General features: G+C 72.4%; 15 protein-coding genes. 6 read left to right on the top strand and 9 right to left on the bottom strand.

Translation table 11 applies throughout. The features are described from left to right. Positions 1-5: 5 nt before the first annotated feature. The 5 genes from sufC to ABIH81_RS17755 form a co-directional block, all read right to left on the bottom strand. The gene (sufC, locus tag ABIH81_RS17775; RefSeq protein WP_013287444.1) at positions 6-779 is read right to left on the bottom strand and encodes a Fe-S cluster assembly ATPase SufC; all 774 of its coding nucleotides are present in this window, start codon (positions 777-779) and stop codon (positions 6-8) included. Then, a complete protein-coding gene (locus ABIH81_RS17770; RefSeq protein WP_091420398.1) occupies positions 779-1,123 on the bottom strand; it encodes a non-heme iron oxygenase ferredoxin subunit in 345 nt (114 codons plus the stop codon). The genes sufC and ABIH81_RS17770 overlap by 1 nt, the downstream gene beginning before the upstream one ends. Beyond that, positions 1,123-2,265 (bottom strand): Fe-S cluster assembly protein SufD, encoded by a 1,143-nt coding sequence (sufD, locus tag ABIH81_RS17765; RefSeq protein WP_349876025.1) that lies wholly within the window; start codon positions 2,263-2,265, stop codon positions 1,123-1,125. The genes ABIH81_RS17770 and sufD overlap by 1 nt, the downstream gene beginning before the upstream one ends. Before the next feature lie 85 nt (positions 2,266-2,350). Further along, positions 2,351-3,781 carry a Fe-S cluster assembly protein SufB gene (gene sufB / locus ABIH81_RS17760; RefSeq protein ID WP_349876024.1) on the bottom strand — a complete coding sequence of 477 codons (1,431 nt, stop codon included), beginning with the start codon at positions 3,779-3,781 and terminating at the stop codon, positions 2,351-2,353. Beyond that, positions 3,778-4,443: a metalloregulator ArsR/SmtB family transcription factor gene (locus ABIH81_RS17755; protein WP_349881139.1), complete on the bottom strand. Its 666-nt coding sequence runs from the start codon at positions 4,441-4,443 to the stop codon at positions 3,778-3,780. Before ABIH81_RS17755 ends, sufB begins: the two co-directional genes overlap by 4 nt. Positions 4,444-4,652: 209 nt before the next feature. Here ABIH81_RS17755 and ABIH81_RS17750 point away from each other — a divergent pair, with 209 nt between their 5' ends. Both ABIH81_RS17750 and ABIH81_RS17745 read left to right on the top strand, forming a co-directional pair. Next, entirely contained in the window at positions 4,653-5,612 is a 960-nt protein-coding gene (locus ABIH81_RS17750) for a COX15/CtaA family protein (protein ID WP_349876023.1), read from the top strand. Positions 5,613-5,684: 72 nt separating this feature from the next. Next, the gene (locus tag ABIH81_RS17745) at positions 5,685-7,352 is read left to right on the top strand and encodes a right-handed parallel beta-helix repeat-containing protein (protein WP_349876022.1); all 1,668 of its coding nucleotides are present in this window, start codon (positions 5,685-5,687) and stop codon (positions 7,350-7,352) included. A 25-nt stretch (positions 7,353-7,377) separates the two neighbouring features. On the opposite strand, the gene ABIH81_RS17740 is transcribed toward ABIH81_RS17745, so the two are convergent. Next, positions 7,378-8,094, bottom strand: a complete 717-nt coding sequence (locus ABIH81_RS17740) for a CPBP family intramembrane glutamic endopeptidase (protein ID WP_013287451.1) — start codon at positions 8,092-8,094, stop codon at positions 7,378-7,380. A gap of 62 nt (positions 8,095-8,156) precedes the next feature. On the opposite strand from ABIH81_RS17740, the gene ABIH81_RS17735 reads away from it, so the two are divergent. Then, positions 8,157-8,750 (top strand): TetR/AcrR family transcriptional regulator, encoded by a 594-nt coding sequence (locus tag ABIH81_RS17735; RefSeq protein ID WP_123111156.1) that lies wholly within the window; start codon positions 8,157-8,159, stop codon positions 8,748-8,750. A 41-nt stretch (positions 8,751-8,791) separates the two neighbouring features. Here ABIH81_RS17735 and ABIH81_RS17730 read toward each other — a convergent pair whose 3' ends face one another. The 3 genes from ABIH81_RS17730 to ABIH81_RS17720 form a co-directional block, all read right to left on the bottom strand. Then, positions 8,792-9,709: a hypothetical protein gene (locus tag ABIH81_RS17730; RefSeq protein WP_123111157.1), complete on the bottom strand. Its 918-nt coding sequence runs from the start codon at positions 9,707-9,709 to the stop codon at positions 8,792-8,794. 9 nt (positions 9,710-9,718) lie between these two features. After that, positions 9,719-10,051: a hypothetical protein gene (locus tag ABIH81_RS17725; protein WP_349876021.1), complete on the bottom strand. Its 333-nt coding sequence runs from the start codon at positions 10,049-10,051 to the stop codon at positions 9,719-9,721. Positions 10,052-10,269: 218 nt separating this feature from the next. Next, the gene (locus tag ABIH81_RS17720; protein ID WP_349876020.1) at positions 10,270-11,229 is read right to left on the bottom strand and encodes a heme o synthase; all 960 of its coding nucleotides are present in this window, start codon (positions 11,227-11,229) and stop codon (positions 10,270-10,272) included. Positions 11,230-11,492: 263 nt separating this feature from the next. Here ABIH81_RS17720 and tkt point away from each other — a divergent pair, with 263 nt between their 5' ends. The 3 genes from tkt (at position 11,493) to ABIH81_RS17705 (ending at position 16,494) form a co-directional block, all read left to right on the top strand. Continuing rightward, positions 11,493-13,631 carry a transketolase gene (gene tkt / locus ABIH81_RS17715; RefSeq protein WP_349876019.1) on the top strand — a complete coding sequence of 713 codons (2,139 nt, stop codon included), beginning with the start codon at positions 11,493-11,495 and terminating at the stop codon, positions 13,629-13,631. A gap of 16 nt (positions 13,632-13,647) precedes the next feature. Next, positions 13,648-14,826, top strand: a complete 1,179-nt coding sequence (gene tal, locus ABIH81_RS17710; protein WP_349876018.1) for a transaldolase — start codon at positions 13,648-13,650, stop codon at positions 14,824-14,826. A gap of 99 nt (positions 14,827-14,925) precedes the next feature. Continuing rightward, positions 14,926-16,494, top strand: a complete 1,569-nt coding sequence (locus ABIH81_RS17705; protein ID WP_349876017.1) for a glucose-6-phosphate isomerase — start codon at positions 14,926-14,928, stop codon at positions 16,492-16,494. Positions 16,495-16,524 lie beyond the last annotated feature (30 nt).

Below are 16,524 nucleotides of genomic sequence, written 5' to 3'. Positions count from 1 at the left end.
GAGTCTCAGGCCCGCGCCGCGCCGGCCCCGGCGACGTACCGCTCGTAGCCCTCTTCCTCGAGCTTGTCGGCCAGCTCGCGGCCGCCCTGCTCGACGATCCGGCCGGCCACGAAGACGTGCACGAAGTCGGGCTTGATGTAGCGCAGGATGCGGGTGTAGTGGGTGATCAGCAGCAGGCCGGTGTCGCCGGTGTCGCGTACCCGGTTCACACCCTCGCTGACCACGCGCAGCGCGTCCACGTCCAGGCCGGAGTCGGTCTCGTCGAGGATCGCCATCTTCGGCTTGAGCAGCTCCAGCTGCACGATCTCGTGCCGCTTCTTCTCGCCGCCGGAGAAGCCCTCGTTGACGTTGCGCTGGGCGAACGCCGGGTCCATCTGGAGCTTCTCCATGGCGCCGCGCAGCTCGCCGGCCCAGGTGCGCAGCTTCGGCGCCTCGCCGTCGATGGCGGTCTTGGCGGTACGCAGGAAGTTGGCCACGGACACGCCGGGGACCTCGACCGGGTACTGCATGGCCAGGAACAGGCCGGCGCGGGCCCGCTCGTCGACGGACATGGACAGCACGTCCTCGCCGTCGAGGGTCACCTCGCCGCCGGTGATCTCGTACTTCGGGTGACCGGCGATCGAGTACGCCAGGGTGGACTTGCCGGAGCCGTTCGGGCCCATGATGGCGTGCGTCTCGCCGGAGCGCACGGTCAGGTCGACCCCGTGCAGGATCGGCTTGAGCTCACCCTCGGGCAGCTTGACCGACACCTTCAGGTCGCGGATCTCCAGGGTGCTCATCAGCGGGTCACTCCATTGCTCGGCAGCGGACGGCCGTCGCCGTCCACGGAAAGGTAGATGTCGCCGTCGCGGACTTCGACGGAATAGACGGGTACGGGTTCGGTCGCGGGCAGCCCGGTGGGCTCACCGGTACGCAGGTCGAAACGGGATCCGTGCAGCCAGCATTCCAGCGTGCAGCCCTCGACCTCGCCCTCGGACAGCGCCACGGCGGCGTGCGAGCACTCGTCGCGCACCGCGTAGAACACGTCGTCCTCGCCGTGCACGATCGCGACCTGCACGCCGTCCACGTCGGCGCTGATCGCGGTGCCCTTCGGCACGTCCTCGGTGGAGCAGATCTTGAGCATCAGGCGCCGGCCTTCGCCAGCCGGGCCTCGATGGCGTCGCCCAGACGCTCGCGCAGGTCCTCGACCGGGATCTTGTTGATCAGCTCGGCGAAGAAGCCGCGCACCACCAGGCGCCGCGCCTCGGCCTCCGGGATGCCCCGGGCCATCAGGTAGAACAGCTGCTCGTCGTCGAACCGGCCGGTCGCGCTCGCGTGCCCGGCGCCGGCGATCTCGCCGGTCTCGATCTCCAGGTTGGGTACGGAGTCGGCCCGCGCGCCGTCGGTGAGCAGCAGGTTCCGGTTGATCTCGTACGTGTCGGTGCCCGTGGCCTCGGCCCGGATCAGCACGTCGCCGACCCAGACCGTGTGCGAGTCGTCGCCCTGCAGCGCGCCCCGGTAGCCGACGTTGCTGCGGCAGTCCGGCACGGTGTGGTCGACCAGCTGCCGGTGCTCCAGGTGCTGGCCGGAGTCGGCGAAGTAGACGCCGTACAGCTCGGCCTCGCCGCCACGCTGGGTGTACTCCACCGACGTGTACTGCCGGACCAGGTCGCCGCCGAGGCTGACCTGCACGTGCAGGATCCGGGCGTCGCGGCCCAGCCGCACCTTGAGGTGCTGCGCCTGCACCGCGTCGTCGGCCCAGTCGGCGACCGTGACCAGGGTCAGCTTCGCCCCGTCGCCCACCGACACCTCGACGTTGTCGGCCAGCGTGGCCGAGCCGACGTGCTCGATCACCACCGTGGCCTCGGCGAACCGGTCCACCTCGACGAACGTGTGCCCGAAGGCGAGCGCCTCGGCGTTCTCGCCGACCACCCGCAGGCGCACCGGCTGCTCCACCACCGCGTCGCGGTCGACCCGCACCAGCAGCGCGCCGTCGGCCCCGCCGTACGCGAGCGCGCTGACCCGGTCGAACGGGGTGAGCACGCTGCCGACCCGGGGGTCGTCCCGGCCGATCCGGTCGACGGTGACGCCCGCGGGCAGGTCACCGTACTCGTGCCGGACCGCGCCGGTCGCGCCCTGCGCCGGCGCGGTCAGGCCGCGCAGGCGCTTGAGCGGGGTGAAGCGCCACTCCTCCTCCAGGCCGGTCAGGGCCGGGAAGTCGGCGACGTCGTACGAGCGGAGCGCCTGCGACTTGGTCGTGGGCGGCGCGGAAGCCTGGGTAGTCATCTCTTCCTTGGTCTGTTCTGCGATTGATCGGAGGGTCGGTCGCGCTGGTCGCGACGCGGCGTGACGGGTCCGGGCCGCGCGGCGGTCAGCCCACAGCCCCCTCCATCTGGAGCTCGATCAGGCGGTTGAGCTCCAGCGCGTACTCCATCGGGAGCTCCTTGGCGATCGGCTCGATGAAGCCGCGCACGATCATCGCCATCGCCTCGTCCTCGCTCAGGCCCCGGCTCATCAGGTAGAAGAGCTGGTCGTCGCTGACCTTGGAGACGGTCGCCTCGTGCCCCATCGACACGTCGTCCTCGCGGATGTCGACGTACGGGTAGGTGTCGGAGCGGGAGATCGTGTCGACCAGGAGCGCGTCGCACTTGACGGTGCTCTTGCTGCTGGTCGAGCCCTCCAGCACCTGCACCAGACCGCGGTACGAGGTGCGGCCGCCGCCCCGGGCGATCGACTTCGACACGATGGTCGAGGAGGTGTGCGGCGCCGCGTGCACCATCTTGGCGCCGGCGTCCTGGTGCTGGCCCTCGCCGGCCATGGCCACCGAGAGCACCTCGCCCTTGGCGTGCTCGCCGGTCATGTAGACCGCCGGGTACTTCATGGTGACCTTGGAGCCGATGTTGCCGTCGACCCACTCCATGGTGGCGCCCTCGTGGCACACGGCGCGCTTGGTGACCAGGTTGTAGACGTTGTTCGACCAGTTCTGGATGGTCGTGTACCGGCACCGGGCGTTCTTCTTGACGATGATCTCCACGACCGCGCTGTGCAGCGAGTCGGACGAGTAGATCGGCGCGGTGCAGCCCTCGACGTAGTGCACGTACGCGCCCTCGTCGACGATGATCAGCGTCCGCTCGAACTGGCCCATGTTCTCCGTGTTGATCCGGAAGTAGGCCTGCAGCGGGATGTCCACGTGCACGCCCTTCGGCACGTAGATGAACGAGCCGCCGGACCAGACGGACGTGTTCAGCGCGGCGAACTTGTTGTCGCCGACCGGGATGACCGTGCCGAAGTACTCCTTGAACAGGTCCTCGTGCTCCTTGAGCGCGGTGTCGGTGTCGAGGAAGACGACGCCCTGCTCCTCCAGGTCCTCACGGATCTGGTGGTAGACGACCTCGGACTCGTACTGCGCCGCGACGCCGGCGACCAGGCGCTGCTTCTCCGCCTCCGGGATGCCGAGCTTGTCGTAGGTGTTCTTGATGTCCTCGGGCAGGTCCTCCCAGGAGGTGGCCTGCTTCTCGGTGGACCGGACGAAGTACTTGATGTTGTCGAAGTCGATCCCGGTGAGGTCGGCGCCCCAGTTCGGCATCGGCTTGCGGCCGAACAGGCGCAGGCCCTTGAGCCGCAGGTCGAGCATCCAGGCCGGCTCGTTCTTCTTGGCCGAGATGTCCCGCACCACCGCCTCGTTGAGACCGCGCTGCGCGGCCGCCCCGGCGACGTCGGGGTCGGCCCAGCCGTACTCGTAACGACCGAGGGCGGCGAGCTGCTCCTCCTGGGTCAGGGGCTGAACGATCTGCTCGGTCATCTATCTGTCCTCACAGTGGTGACGGTGGAACCGGACTGGGCGGGAATGTGCGTGGTGCACACGCCGTCGCCGTGCGCGATGGTGGCCAGGCGCTGTACGTGAGTGCCGACCAGACGGGAGATCACTTCGGTCTCGGCCTCGCACAGCTGAGGGAACTCGGCGGCCACGTGCGCCACCGGGCAGTGGTGCTGGCAGAGCTGGCCGCCGGAGGCGATCGTGGACGCGTTGGCAGCGTAACCCTCGGCGGTCAGCGCGCCGGCGAGCGCCTCCGCCCGCGCGAGCGGGGCGTCTCCGGCGTCCTCCATGGCCGCCCGGCAGCGGGACTCCAGCGCGGAGACCTGCTCGGCCGCGAACGCCGCGACCGCCTCGGTGCCGCCGGTGCGGGCGATCCACCGCAGCGCGGCGGTGGCCATGTTGTCGTAGTGGTGGGTGCCGCAGCGACCGCGGCCCGCCTCGGTGAGCGCGAAGACCTTCGCCGGCCGGCCGCGCCCGCGGCTGCCGCGGACGGTCTGGTCGCGGGCGACCACGTCACCGTCGGCGAGCATCGCGTCGAGGTGCCGGCGGATCGCGGCCGGGCTCAGGCCGAGCGCCGAGCCGAGCTGCGCGGCGGTGGTGGGACCACGCTCCAGCAGCAGCTGGGTGACCCGGTCGCGGGTCGACAGGTCGGCCGGTGCGGCCTCCCGCTCCCCACGCCGTACGCTGCGACGTGCGCGCGAACCACCGGCGACCGGCCCGGTCACCGGCGTTCGGGAGAGCGCCGCCACGTTTTTCACAACGGCAACGTTACGTAATTCGCCGAGGGCCCGCAAACCCGGGGTCCGGTGATTCCGACCACCGGGGTGCCGGAGTCACCCGATCGGGATCAACTACGGTGCGTAGGATTCGCTTCGTGAAGCGATCCGTCCGGTTTCCGGTCTCCGCCACGTTGCTGCGCCGCCTCGCGCTCGCCTCGATCATCGCGAACGTCGCGATCGTGGTCACCGGCGGGGCCGTCCGGCTCACCGCCTCCGGCCTCGGCTGCCCCACCTGGCCCCGGTGCACCGACGACTCCTACACCACCACCGCCGAGATGGGCGTGCACGGGGTGATCGAGTTCGGCAACCGGCTGCTCACGTTCGCGGTGGGCATCATCGCGCTCGCCGTGGTGCTGGCCGTGCTGGCCCACCGTCCCCGCCGCCGGGGTCTGCTCCCGCTGGCCGTGGGCGTGCTGTTCGGCATCCCCGCCCAGGCGGTCCTCGGCGGCATCACGGTGCTCACCGACCTCAACCCGTGGGTGGTCGGGCTGCACTTCCTCGCCTCGATGGTGGTGATCGCCGCCGCGTACGCACTCTGGCGGCGCATCAAGGAGCCGGACGGGCCGGTGACGCCGACCGTGCCGGGGCCGCTGCGTACTCTCGCCTGGATCACCACCGCGGTCAGCGCCTCGGTGCTGGTGGTCGGCACGTGGGTGACCGGCAGCGGACCGCACGCCGGCGACCACGGCGCGGCCCGCAACGGCCTGGACCCGACGCAGATCTCACAGATCCACGCCGACGGCGTCTTCCTACTGATCGGCCTGTCGGTGGCGCTGTACTTCGCGTTCCGGGCGGTCGGCGCGGTGCGGGCGGCCCGGGCCGCCGCGGTGCTCCTCGCGGTCGAGCTGGGTCAGGGCGTGATCGGCTTCGTCCAGTACTTCACCCACCTGCCCGCCGTGCTGGTCGGCGCGCACATGCTCGGCTCCTGCCTGGTGCTGCTGGCCACCCTGGGCGTGCTCTGGGCGACCCGGGAGCGGCTGCCGGCCACCCCGGCTGCGGCCGCGCCCGCCGCCGAACGGGTGGGCGCCGCCGCCTGAGCGGGGCGTTACCGCGCGGCGGGAGCGGGAAAGCGGTCCGGGCCACCGACCGTCCGCCCGAGGGAGCTCCCCGTGTCGCGCAAGAGCCTCTCCACCACCACCCCGCAACGGCTGACCCCGGTCGCCGGCGCGCCGCTGTGGTGCGACGCCCGCGAGCACGGCCTCACCGGCGACGGGGTCACCAACGACCAGCCCGCCCTGGCGGCGCTGGTGGACCGCCTCGGCGCCGGGTACGACGCCGACGGCCGGGCCCGGGTGATCTACTGCCCGCCCGGCCTCTACTCGATCCGCGACGCCGGCACCGTGTGGCGCAGCGGCGTCTCGCTGCTCGGCGCCGGACCGGCGGCGACCCGCTTCCTGCTCAGCAATGAGGGCAACCGCAGCGCACCGGTCCCGCTCGCCTTCTGGACCACCGTGCAGCACGGCGCGGACCGGGACCGGCACATCGCCGACTGCTCGTTCGCCGACTTCGAGATCGACGGCTCCGGCGTGGCGCAGACCGCCTACGACTACCTGGCCAAGGGGCTGGGCCTGCAGTACGTGGTGCGCGGCGTGTTCCGCAACCTCTACATCCACCACACCGGGGCGACCGGCCTGGGCTGTGACTTCCTCCAGGACAGCCTGATCGACGGCGTGGTCGTGGTGGGATGCGGCCGGCTGGACAACGGCGACCAGATGGGCGGCGCGGGCATCGGCGTCGGCATCGGCGGCTGGGGCGACGTGGAGCGCCTCACCATCGCCAACTGCACCACCATCGGCAACGGCACCAACGGCATCTTCCTGGAGTTGCAGAAGGACTACTGGACCCCGCCGCGCGGTTTCCGGATCATCGGCTGCCACAGCCAGGCCAACCGGTTCGGCATCTCCGACTGGGGCGCGGACGGGCTGATCGTCTCCGGCTGCACCATGACCAACAACCTGGAGGCCGGCTTCGACGTGTCCGGCAACGGCACCGCCGGGGTGGCCGGGCGCGGCGGCCTGGTCACCGGCTGCGTGATCGACGCCAACGTCGGCGACGGGATCAGCATGGGCAACACCCCCGGCCCGTACACGGTGCAGGGCAACCGGATCAGCCGCAACGGCGGCTTCGGCTACCACGAGCACGACCTGGGCCACGGCTACCGGGGCGCGGCGGCCGACGTGGTGATCCAGGACAACGACATCCGGGAGAACGCGCTGGACGGCATCCGGATCGACCGGCCGATGCTCGACACGTCGATCGTCGGGAACCGGATCCGGGACAACGGCCGCCGTTCCGCACCGGCCTGCTCCGGCTCCGGCGAGGCGGTGCGCTACGGCCCGCGCGAGATCACCGACGGCAACGCGGACTGGCCGGCCGGCGGGCACCGGGGCAAGGTGGTGCGGGTCGGCTCCCGGGACGCGGTGGTGTCCGACAACAGCGCCGACCGGCTCTCCCTGGCCGAGGTACGCCCGGACGGCTCCACCGGGTGGAACGCGGCCACGCCGGGGCCCGGCACGGCGTACGAGCTGCCCGACTCACCGTCTGCGTGCGGCGGCATCACGATCGCCGCGCCGTTCGACTCGGCCACCGTGCGCGGCAACCGGATCTGGCACCGGGACGCCGACACCCAGGCGTACGGCATCTGGGTCACCGAGGCGGGCAGCTGCGTGTCCTGCGCGTTCGAGGACAACGACCTGGCCGGCACCGAGGCCGCGCTGCGGCTGGACACCCCGCCGATCGGTGGTCGCTGGGCACGTAACCACAGCGACCGCGACTGAGCGGGCTGTCGCCGCCTCCGGGCGGTCAGGCGGACGCCTCGGCGGCGAACGCCAGCGCGACGAGCGTTCCGTTGCTGACGGCATGGGCGAGGATCGGCACCCAGAGGTTGCGGTGGCGGTGCAGCAGCCAGGCGAACAGCAGCCCGGCGAAGAGCGCGCTGACGGTGTTGAAGACCCGGGGCAGGTGTACGACGGCGAAGAAGGCCGCCGACAGCACCACGGCGGCCACGGCGGGCAGCCGCGCGGCCAGCCCCTGGTAGAAGACACCCCGGTAGAGGATCTCCTCGTAGAGCGGGGAGACGACGGCGCCGAAGGCGAACGCGAAGGCGAACTGCGCGAGCAGGCTTCCGGCGGGGTAGCCGCCCTCACCACCGCCGCCCTCGACGAGCGCCGCGGGCAGCGCCACCACGAGCACGAGGGTGAGCGCGGCCTTGGCCAGGCCCCAGCCCACCGCGGCGCCCACCTGGCGGCCCGCCGGGCGGACGAGCCGCAGCGGCCGGGCGATCTCGCCGAAGCGGTGGCGCACCACCGCGAGGCCGACAGCGAGCTGGGTGCCGTTGATCAGGGCCCAGGCGATGGTGGACGCCGCCGTCTCCGGCATGCCCAGCCGCGCCGGTCCCCGGGCCAGCAGGTCCGCGACCGCCGAGTTGGCCAGGCCGACGCCGACGGCGAGCACGAGCGCCATGTCGAGGTAGCTGAACCGGCGGGTGTCGCGTGCGGTGTCGGTGAGGGGTGCGGTCATGCCGGGCAATGTTAGGCGGCCGACCTATATCGGTCAAATGACCGACCATCTATGATCACCTCGTGCCCAAGGTTGTGGACCACGAGGAGCGGCGGCGTCATCTCGGCGCGGCGGCCTGCGTCGTACTGGCGCGGGCGGGGTCGGCCGGGATGACGGTGCGGGCCGTCGCCGCCGAGGCCGGCATGCCGCTGGCGACCGCGCAGCACTACCTGCCGGCTCGGGAACTGATGGTCCGGGCGGCAATGGACCACCTGGCCGGACGCGTGGTGGCGCGGGCCCGGACGATCCCCGCCGACCCGGTCACGCCGGAGGTGATCCGGCAGGCGGTGCGCCAACTCGTCCCGCTGGACGCCGAACGCGCCTTCGAGGCCCGCGTCTGGCTGGTCCTCACCGCCGAGGCGCTCGTCGACGAGCAGGTCGCGGCGATCCTGGCGGAGAGCGAGGCGCAGATGCGGGCCAACGTCGAGCGGCTGCTCACGCTCGGCCGGGCCGCGGGTGGCATCGCCGGGCACGTGGACGCGCGGGCCGAGGCCGCCGCGCTGGCGACGCTGCTGGACGGCGTCACGGTACGGATCCTGACCACCGGCCTGGATCCCGCGGACGCACGCGCGGAGATCGACGCCCACCTGGCCCGGCTCACGACGGCCGTCGCCTGAACCGGCCGGCATCCGCGACCCGGCTCGACCGGGCCCCGGGGTCAGCGGCGGCGGGCCAGGTGGGTGAGCACCGCGTCGGCGAGCCGGTCCGGGGCGCCGTCGGCGTACCCGACGAACAGGCTCGGCTCGGTCAGCTCCAACTCGACCAGCACGGGCTCGCCGTCCGGGCCGGGGATCAGGTCGACGCGGGCGTAGAGCAGGCGGTCCGGGCCGCCGGGCACCACCGCGAGCACCATGTCGGCCACCGCGCGCTGCTCCGCCGTGGCGACGCGGGCGTCGATCCGCTCCTCCTTGTAGAGCGCGGCCTCGCCCAGGTCCGGCCCGGTCAGCATCGGACCCTTGCGGATCGCGTGACTGAACGCCAGGCCGCCGGGCCCGGCCAGGAACAGCAGCGCGGTCTCCCCGGCGATGTCCACCGCGTCGAGGTACGGCTGGACCATGGTGACCCGCCCGGCGTCGGAGAGCCGCCGGACGTGGGCCGGCGCCAGCTCGCGGTGCTCCGGGTCGGTCAGGTCGTAGCGGCCGGTGTCCTGGCTGCCGGCGCTGACGGCCGGCTTGATCACGTACTCGCCCCCGGACGGCGGCGTCCACGCCTGCCCGGGCTCGACCCACTCGGTCGGCACGGTGGGCACCCCGGCGGCGGACAGCTCGGACAGGTAGCGCTTGTCGGTGTTCCAGGCGACCACGTCGGCCGGGTTGACCAGGGCCGGCACGGTACGCGCCCAGGCCACGAACTCGTCCCGCCGCAGGGCGTAGTCCCACGGGGAGCGGAGCACGACCAGGTCGTACCCGGACCAGTCGACTGCCGGGTCGTCCCAGACCGCGATCTCGGCGGTGACGCCGCGGGCGGCGAGCGGGCCGAGCGCGAGCCGGTCGTCCGGGTCGAGGTCGGGCAGTTCGGCGCAGGTGACGAAAGCGACCCGGGGTCTCCCCCGGGTCGACTGGTGGTGGTCGGTCATTCGGTTATGTCAACGGGCCATCGTGCGCCGGGCCATCGACCGCCACAGGTCGTTGCTCGGACGCATCTGGTCCATCAGTTCACGCTCCCAGGCGTTCTCGACGTCGACCCCGGCCTTGGCACAGGCCTGCCGCGCGACGTCCGTGCCGTCGGCGAACTGGTCCGCCCATGCCCCGTCGGAACCCACGAGGACGATCCGTGCGCCGCGCTTGCCGACGTACTCGATGACCGCCTTCGCGCCGCCGTGTCCGGCGGCGAACGACTTGATGCCCGCGACCAGGCCGTTGGGGGCCTGCTCGGCGGTCTTGTCAGCCGTCAGCGTCGTATCGGAACCATCTGCCATGACGCGAAGCCTAAGCAGAGTTCCACCCGGATGTGCGAGAACCATGAACTGAATGTGATGCCAATTACCCATCGGTTTAAGACGAACCACAGGTAATTTGCCCGCACATGTCGCTTATATCTGGGCGAAGCGGACAGGAGGGATCGTCACAGTCTGTCCGGGTTGGACCACGCCGGGAAAGCCCGAAAAAAATTTCTGATGAACCGCCGGACGGCGGGTCAGATGAGCGCGTCGAGCGCGACGGCAGCGAAGAGGATCGTGAGATACGTGGTGGACCAGTGGAACAGCCGCATCGGCTTGACCGCCTCGCCACGCGTGGCGCGTCGGCACAGCTTGTGCGCCTCGACGAGGAAGATCCCGCCGACCACGAGCGCGGTCACGCCGTAGATCGGGCTCATCCCGAGCGGCCAGACCGCCAGCGAGGAGACCACGGTGAGCCAGGAGAAGCCGATGATCTCGGCGTTGACCCGCCGGACCGACGCCACCACCGGCAGCATCGGCACACCGGCGCGGGCGTAGTCGGCCTTGTACTTGATGGCCAGCGCGTAGAAGTGCGGCATCTGCCAGAAGAAGACCACAGCGAACAGGCCCCACGCGGCCGGCGCCAGCGAACCGGTCACCGCGGCCCAGCCGATCAGCACCGGCGCGGCCCCGCAGATGCCGCCCCAGAACGTGTTGGCGGCCGTGGTCCGCTTCAGCCACAGCGTGTAGACCAGGTCGTAGTAGGCGATCGCGGCCAGCGTCAGCACTGCCGCAAGCCAGTTGGTCGCCGCCGCCATCAGCGCCACCGAGACGGCCGCCAGCACCAGGCCGAAGACCAGCGCGCTGCGCGGCGACACGGTGTGCGCGGGCAGCGGGCGGCGCTTGGTGCGCCGCATGAGCTGGTCGATGTCGCGGTCGATGTAGCAGTTGAGGACGCTCGCCGCGCCGGCCGCGAGCGACCCGCCGACCAGCACCACGGCGACCAGCCACAGCGACGGCATCCCGCCGTGGGCGAGCATCATCGCCGGGACGGTGGTGACCAGCAGCAGCTCGACGATCCGCGGCTTGGTCAGCGCCACGTACGCCGCCACCACGGCGCGTACGTCCCGCCGGCCGCTCGCCGGCGCCTCCGCCACCGCGCCCACCGGCGACTGCCCGGCGGGGTTGCTGACGGGGCGCTCGGTGATCATGCTCACGGATTGCCACCTTCCGGCATCGGCGGGGGGAGGTCGTTCGGCCCGGACCCCTGGGGTCCACACACCGCACCACACACTACGCGGCGTCGTTTTCGCTGCCCCGCGGACCCGGCATCGGTGCGAGCCGTCACACCTCGGGTTGAACGACCGAACGTCCCGGAACCGTACAGAACAGCATGCTGAGATCCCCGGGCGGACGTTTAGCACCGCTCGATAGGGTCATCAGTGAGGGTTCCGCCCATCTGCCGAGGAGCACAACCATCGTGGCTGCCAACCGACCCGAGCTTCCCGCTCTCAACTGGTCCGACCTCGACCGCAGGGCCGTAGACACGGTCCGCGTGCTGGCCATGGACGCCGTGGAGAAATCCGGCAACGGCCACCCGGGGACGGCGATGAGCCTCGCCCCGCTGGCGTACCTGCTCTTCAACCGGGTCATGCGGCACAACCCCGCCGACCCGAACTGGGCCGGGCGTGACCGGTTCGTGCTCTCCGCCGGCCACTCCAGCCTGACGCTCTACATCCAGCTCTTCCTCTCCGGCTACCCGCTGGCGCTGGACGACCTCAAGGCGCTGCGCCAGTGGGGCTCGCTCACCCCGGGCCACCCGGAGCACGGCCACACCCCGGGCGTCGAGACCACCACCGGTCCGCTCGGCCAGGGCCTCGGCAACGCGGTCGGCATGGCCATGGCCGCCCGCCGCGAGCGCGGCCTGTTCGACCCCGAGCCGGACCGCGCCGACTCCCCGTTCCGGCACGACATCTGGTGCATCGCCTCCGACGGTGACATCGAGGAGGGCATCACCCACGAGGCCAGCGCGCTCGCCGGTCACCAGCAGCTCGGCAACCTCTGCGTGATCTACGACGACAACGAGATCTCGATCGAGGACGACACCCGCATCGCCAAGAGCGAGGACGTCGCGGCCCGCTACGAGGCGTACGGCTGGCACGTGCAGACCGTCGACTGGCGCCGCGGCGACGCCGACCAGGGCGACTACCACGAGGACGTGGAGGCGCTGCACGAGGCGCTGCTGGCCGCCAAGGCGGAGACCGGCCGGCCGTCGTTCATCGCGCTGCGCACGATCATCGGCTGGCCCGCGCCGAACAAGAAGAACACCGGCAAGATCCACGGTTCGGCGCTCGGCGCCGACGAGGTCAAGGCCACCAAGGAGATCCTCGGCTTCGACCCGCAGCGCACCTTCCAGGTCGACGAGGAGGTGCTCAAGCACGCCCGCCAGGTGCTGGAGCGCGGCGCGCGGGAGCAGGCCGAGTGGACCACCCGGTTCGACGCGTGGGCGCAGGCCAACCCGGAGCGCAAGGCGCTGTGGGACCGGATGTCCACCCGTACCCTGCCGACCGGCTGGACCGACGCGCTGCCGACCTTCCCGGCGGACGCCAAGGGCGTCGCCACCCGGGCCGCCTCCGGCAAGATCCTGGAGGCCCTGGCGCCGGTCCTGCCCGAGCTGTGGGGCGGCTCGGCCGACCTGGCGGAGAGCAACAACACCACCATGAAGGGCGAGCCGTCGTTCGTCCCGGCCGCGCACGCCACCAAGGACTTCCCTGGTGACGAGTACGGCCGCACGCTGCACTTCGGCATCCGCGAGCACGCCATGGGCTCGATCCTCAACGGCATCGCGCTGCACGGCGGCACCCGCCCGTACGGCGGCACGTTCCTGGTGTTCAGCGACTACATGCGCCCGGCGGTGCGGCTGGCCGCGCTGATGAAGCTGCCGGTGACGTACGTCTGGACGCACGACTCGATCGGCCTCGGCGAGGACGGCCCGACGCACCAGCCGATCGAGCACCTGACCGCGCTGCGGGCCATCCCGGGCCTGGACGTGGTCCGCCCGGCCGACGCCAACGAGACGGTCTGGGCGTGGCGGCAGGCGCTGGAGCACACCGACCGGCCGACCGCGCTGGCGCTCAGCCGCCAGGCGCTGCCAACGTTCGACCGCACCGACCTGGGCGGCGCCGAGGGCGTCGCCAAGGGCGGGTACGTGCTGGCCGAGGCGTCGACCGGCAAGCCGCAGGTGATCCTGGTCGGCACCGGCTCCGAGGTGCAGCTCTGCCTCACCGCGCGGGAGCGGCTGGAGGCCGGCGGCACGCCCACCCGGGTCGTCTCCATGCCCTGCCAGGAGTGGTTCTTCGCCCAGGACGAGGCGTACCGGGAGTCGGTGCTGCCTCGCGGGGTAAAGGCAAGGGTGAGCGTGGAGGCGGGCATCGCGATGTCCTGGCGCGCGATCGTCGGCGACAGCGGCGAGTGCGTGAGCATCGAGCACTACGGCGCCAGCGCGCCGCACACCGTGCTCTTCGAGCAGTTCGGGTTCACCCCCGACCGGATCGTGGCCGCCGCGCACGCGGCGCTGACCCGGGTGGGCGACATCACCGGTTTCACGACCGGCAACTGAGGGGAGCGTGCACGGCATGACGGACAGGCTGAGTGAGCTCCAGGGCGCCGGTGTGGCGATCTGGCTGGACGATCTCTCCCGGGTACGGCTGAGCTCCGGCGGGCTGGACAAGCTGCGCCGGGAGTGCCACGTCGCCGGGGTGACCACCAACCCGACGATCTTCGCGAAGGCGCTGAGCGACGCCGACGAGTACGACTGGCAGCTTCGTGACCTCGCCGTACGCGGCGTGGACGTCGAGGAGGCGGTCCGCATGCTCACCACGTACGACGTGCGGTGGGCATGCGACGTGATGCGCCCGTCGTACGACGCCAGCGACGGCGTGGACGGCCGGGTGTCGATCGAGGTGGACCCGCGCTCGGCGCACGACGCGGCGAAGACCGTCGCCGAGGCCAAGGCGCTGTGGTGGCTGGTCGACCGGCCGAACCTGTTCATCAAGATCCCGGCCACCGAGGAGGGCCTGCCCGCGATCACCGCGACCCTCGCCGAGGGGATCAGCGTCAACGTCACGCTGATCTTCGGCCTGGACCGGTACTCGCAGGTGATGGACGCCTTCCTGGCCGGCCTGGAGCAGGCCCAGGCGAACGGGCACGACCTGTCGAAGATCGGCTCGGTCGCCTCGTTCTTCGTCTCCCGGGTCGACAGCGAGGTGGACAAGCGGCTGGAGAAGATCGGCTCGGACCAGGCCAAGGCGCTGCGCGGCAAGGCCGCGGTCGCCAACGCCCGGCTGGCGTACGAGCGCTACAGCGAGGTCTTCTCCTCGGCACGCTGGCAGAAGCTGGCCGACGCGGGCGCCCACCCGCAGCGTCCGCTGTGGGCCTCCACGTCGACGAAGAACCCGGACTACCGGGACGTCATCTACGTCGAGGAGCTGATCGCGCCCGGCACCGTCAACACCATGCCGGAACCGGTCATCCACGCCTACGCCGAGCACGGCGAGACGAAGCCGGACACCATCACCGTCGCGTACGACGACGCCCGCAAGGTCTTCGCCGACCTCCAGTCGGTGGGCGTGGACATGGCCGACGTGATCGCCACGCTGGAGCGCGAGGGCGTGGAGAAGTTCGAGGCGAGCTGGGTGGAGCTGCTGGAGGGGGTCAAGAAGTCCCTCGCCGAGGCGGCCAAGGGCTCGGGCAGCCCGCACCGGGCCGCCGGGAAGAACGCGCAGGCGGCGCAGCAGGCCGGCGGCAACGCGTGACCGACGGCCTCCGACGCGTCCCGGGGCCGGGCCCCGGGACGCGTCGCGCCGTACCGTGGAAGCGGTGAGGGGGCGCTGTGTGGAAGCCGAGGCGGCACCGTGAGTGACCTGCTGGCCGGGCGGGCGGACATGGCCGCCGGCCTGGCCGTGCGCGGCGCGGACGCGGTCGGCGGGTCCGTGCGCGCCACGCTCGTCTCCCACGACGTCCCGGCCCGGCTCGCCGCCGCGGACCCGGCCCTGTGGGGGCCCGGCGCCGAGGCGACAGCCCTCGCCCGGCTGGGCTGGCTGCACGCCCACCGGCACGGCCGGGATCTGCTTCCCCAGCTCGCCGAACTGGCCGCCGAGCTGGACGACCTGGACCACGTGGTGCTGGCCGGCGCCGGCGGCGACACGCTCGCCGCCGAGGTGCTGGCCGAGTGCCTGGGCCGGCCGCTCACAGTGCTCGACACCGCCGATCCGGGGCCGGTGCGGGCCGCGCTCGCCGACCGCCCGGCGCGTACCCTCCTGGTGCTCGCCGCCCGGCACGGCCTCGACCGGACCACCGACGCCCACCTGCGGGCCTACCGGCAGGCGTGGGCGGACGAAGGCCCGGACGCCGCCCGGCACGTCGTGGTGGTCACCGAGCCCGGCTCGGAACTCGCGGCGCGCGCCGACGAGCTGGGCGCGGTGGTGATCCCGGCCGAGCCGGGCGTGGCCGGGCCGTGGGCCGCGCTCACCGCGTTCGGACTGGTCCCGGCCGCGCTGGCCGGCGCACCGGTGGCCGAGGTGCTGGACGAGGCCGAGGCGCTCACCGGAGCGCTCGACCGGGACCGGGACAACCCGGCCCTGGCGCTCGGCGCGGCCCTGGGCGCGGCGCCCGGCGCCGGCCGGGACACCGTCGCGCTGGTCCCCGACGGCACCGGCCTCGACGGCCTGGGCCGCTGGGCCGGCGCGCTGCTCGCCGACGCCACCGGCGGGCGGCTGCTGCCGGTGGTGGCGGAGTCCCCCGACTCCCCCGGCGCCACCGGTCCGGGCGTGCTGACGGTCGGTCTCGGCGGCGCCCTCGGCGCCGGTGTCGGGCCGGGCGTGGCCGCCGACGTCGCGGTCAACGGTCCGCTCGGCGCGCACCTGCTCGCCTGGGCCTACGCCGCCGCGACCGCCGCGGTGACGCTGCGGACCGACCCGTTCGCGGCGCCCGCCGCCGTGCCGGCCGACGACGAGCCGGAGAGCGGGCCGCCGTCGTCGGTCGAGGGCGCGATCGAGGTGTACGCCCCGGGCGGCGCCCCGGCCGACCTGACCGGCGCGCTGCGCTGGCTGCTCGACGGGCTGGGCGAACGGGAGCACCTCGTGGTGACCGCGTACCTCGACCGGCACGCCGACGCGGCGGTCGCCGGGCTGCGCCCGTTGCTGGCGCGGGCCGCCGGACGCCCGGTCACCTTCGGCTGGGGACCGCGCAGGCCGGAACACACCGACCCGCACGGCCGGCATCTCCAGATCACCGGTGCGGTCACCGATGATCTGGAGGTGCCCGGCCGTCCGTACACCTTCGCGCAGCTCCAGGCGGCCCAGGCCGCCGGCGACCGGCGGGCCCTGGCCGGCCGGGAGCGACCGGTGCTGCGACTGCACCTGACCGAGCGGGCGGCGGGTGTCGCCCAGCTCCTGGAAACGGCCGGACGGACACGCACGTGACGATCAATGACCTGGAATCAGCGGACCGAG

It is taken from the genome of Micromonospora sp. HUAS YX12, from assembly GCF_040215685.1.
In the GTDB taxonomy this organism is placed as follows: Bacteria; Actinomycetota; Actinomycetes; order Mycobacteriales; family Micromonosporaceae; genus Micromonospora; species Micromonospora tulbaghiae.
The sequence above is the reverse complement of the archived record's forward strand: the minus strand, read 5'-3'. Positions and strand labels throughout refer to the sequence as shown.

Bases quoted from the DNA above. Each gene is read 5' to 3' on its own strand.
- sufC (WP_013287444.1), bottom strand. From the start codon at position 779: ATGAGCACCCTGGAGATCCGCGACCTGAAGGTGTCGGTCAAGCTGCCC.
- ABIH81_RS17770 (WP_091420398.1), bottom strand. From the start codon at position 1,123: ATGCTCAAGATCTGCTCCACCGAGGACGTGCCGAAGGGCACCGCGATC.
- sufD (WP_349876025.1), bottom strand. From the start codon at position 2,265: ATGACTACCCAGGCTTCCGCGCCGCCCACGACCAAGTCGCAGGCGCTC.
- sufB (WP_349876024.1), bottom strand. From the start codon at position 3,781: ATGACCGAGCAGATCGTTCAGCCCCTGACCCAGGAGGAGCAGCTCGCC.
- ABIH81_RS17740 (WP_013287451.1), bottom strand. From the start codon at position 8,094: ATGACCGCACCCCTCACCGACACCGCACGCGACACCCGCCGGTTCAGC.
- ABIH81_RS17730 (WP_123111157.1), bottom strand. From the start codon at position 9,709: ATGACCGACCACCACCAGTCGACCCGGGGGAGACCCCGGGTCGCTTTC.
- ABIH81_RS17725 (WP_349876021.1), bottom strand. From the start codon at position 10,051: ATGGCAGATGGTTCCGATACGACGCTGACGGCTGACAAGACCGCCGAG.
- tal (WP_349876018.1), top strand. From the start codon at position 13,648: ATGACGGACAGGCTGAGTGAGCTCCAGGGCGCCGGTGTGGCGATCTGG.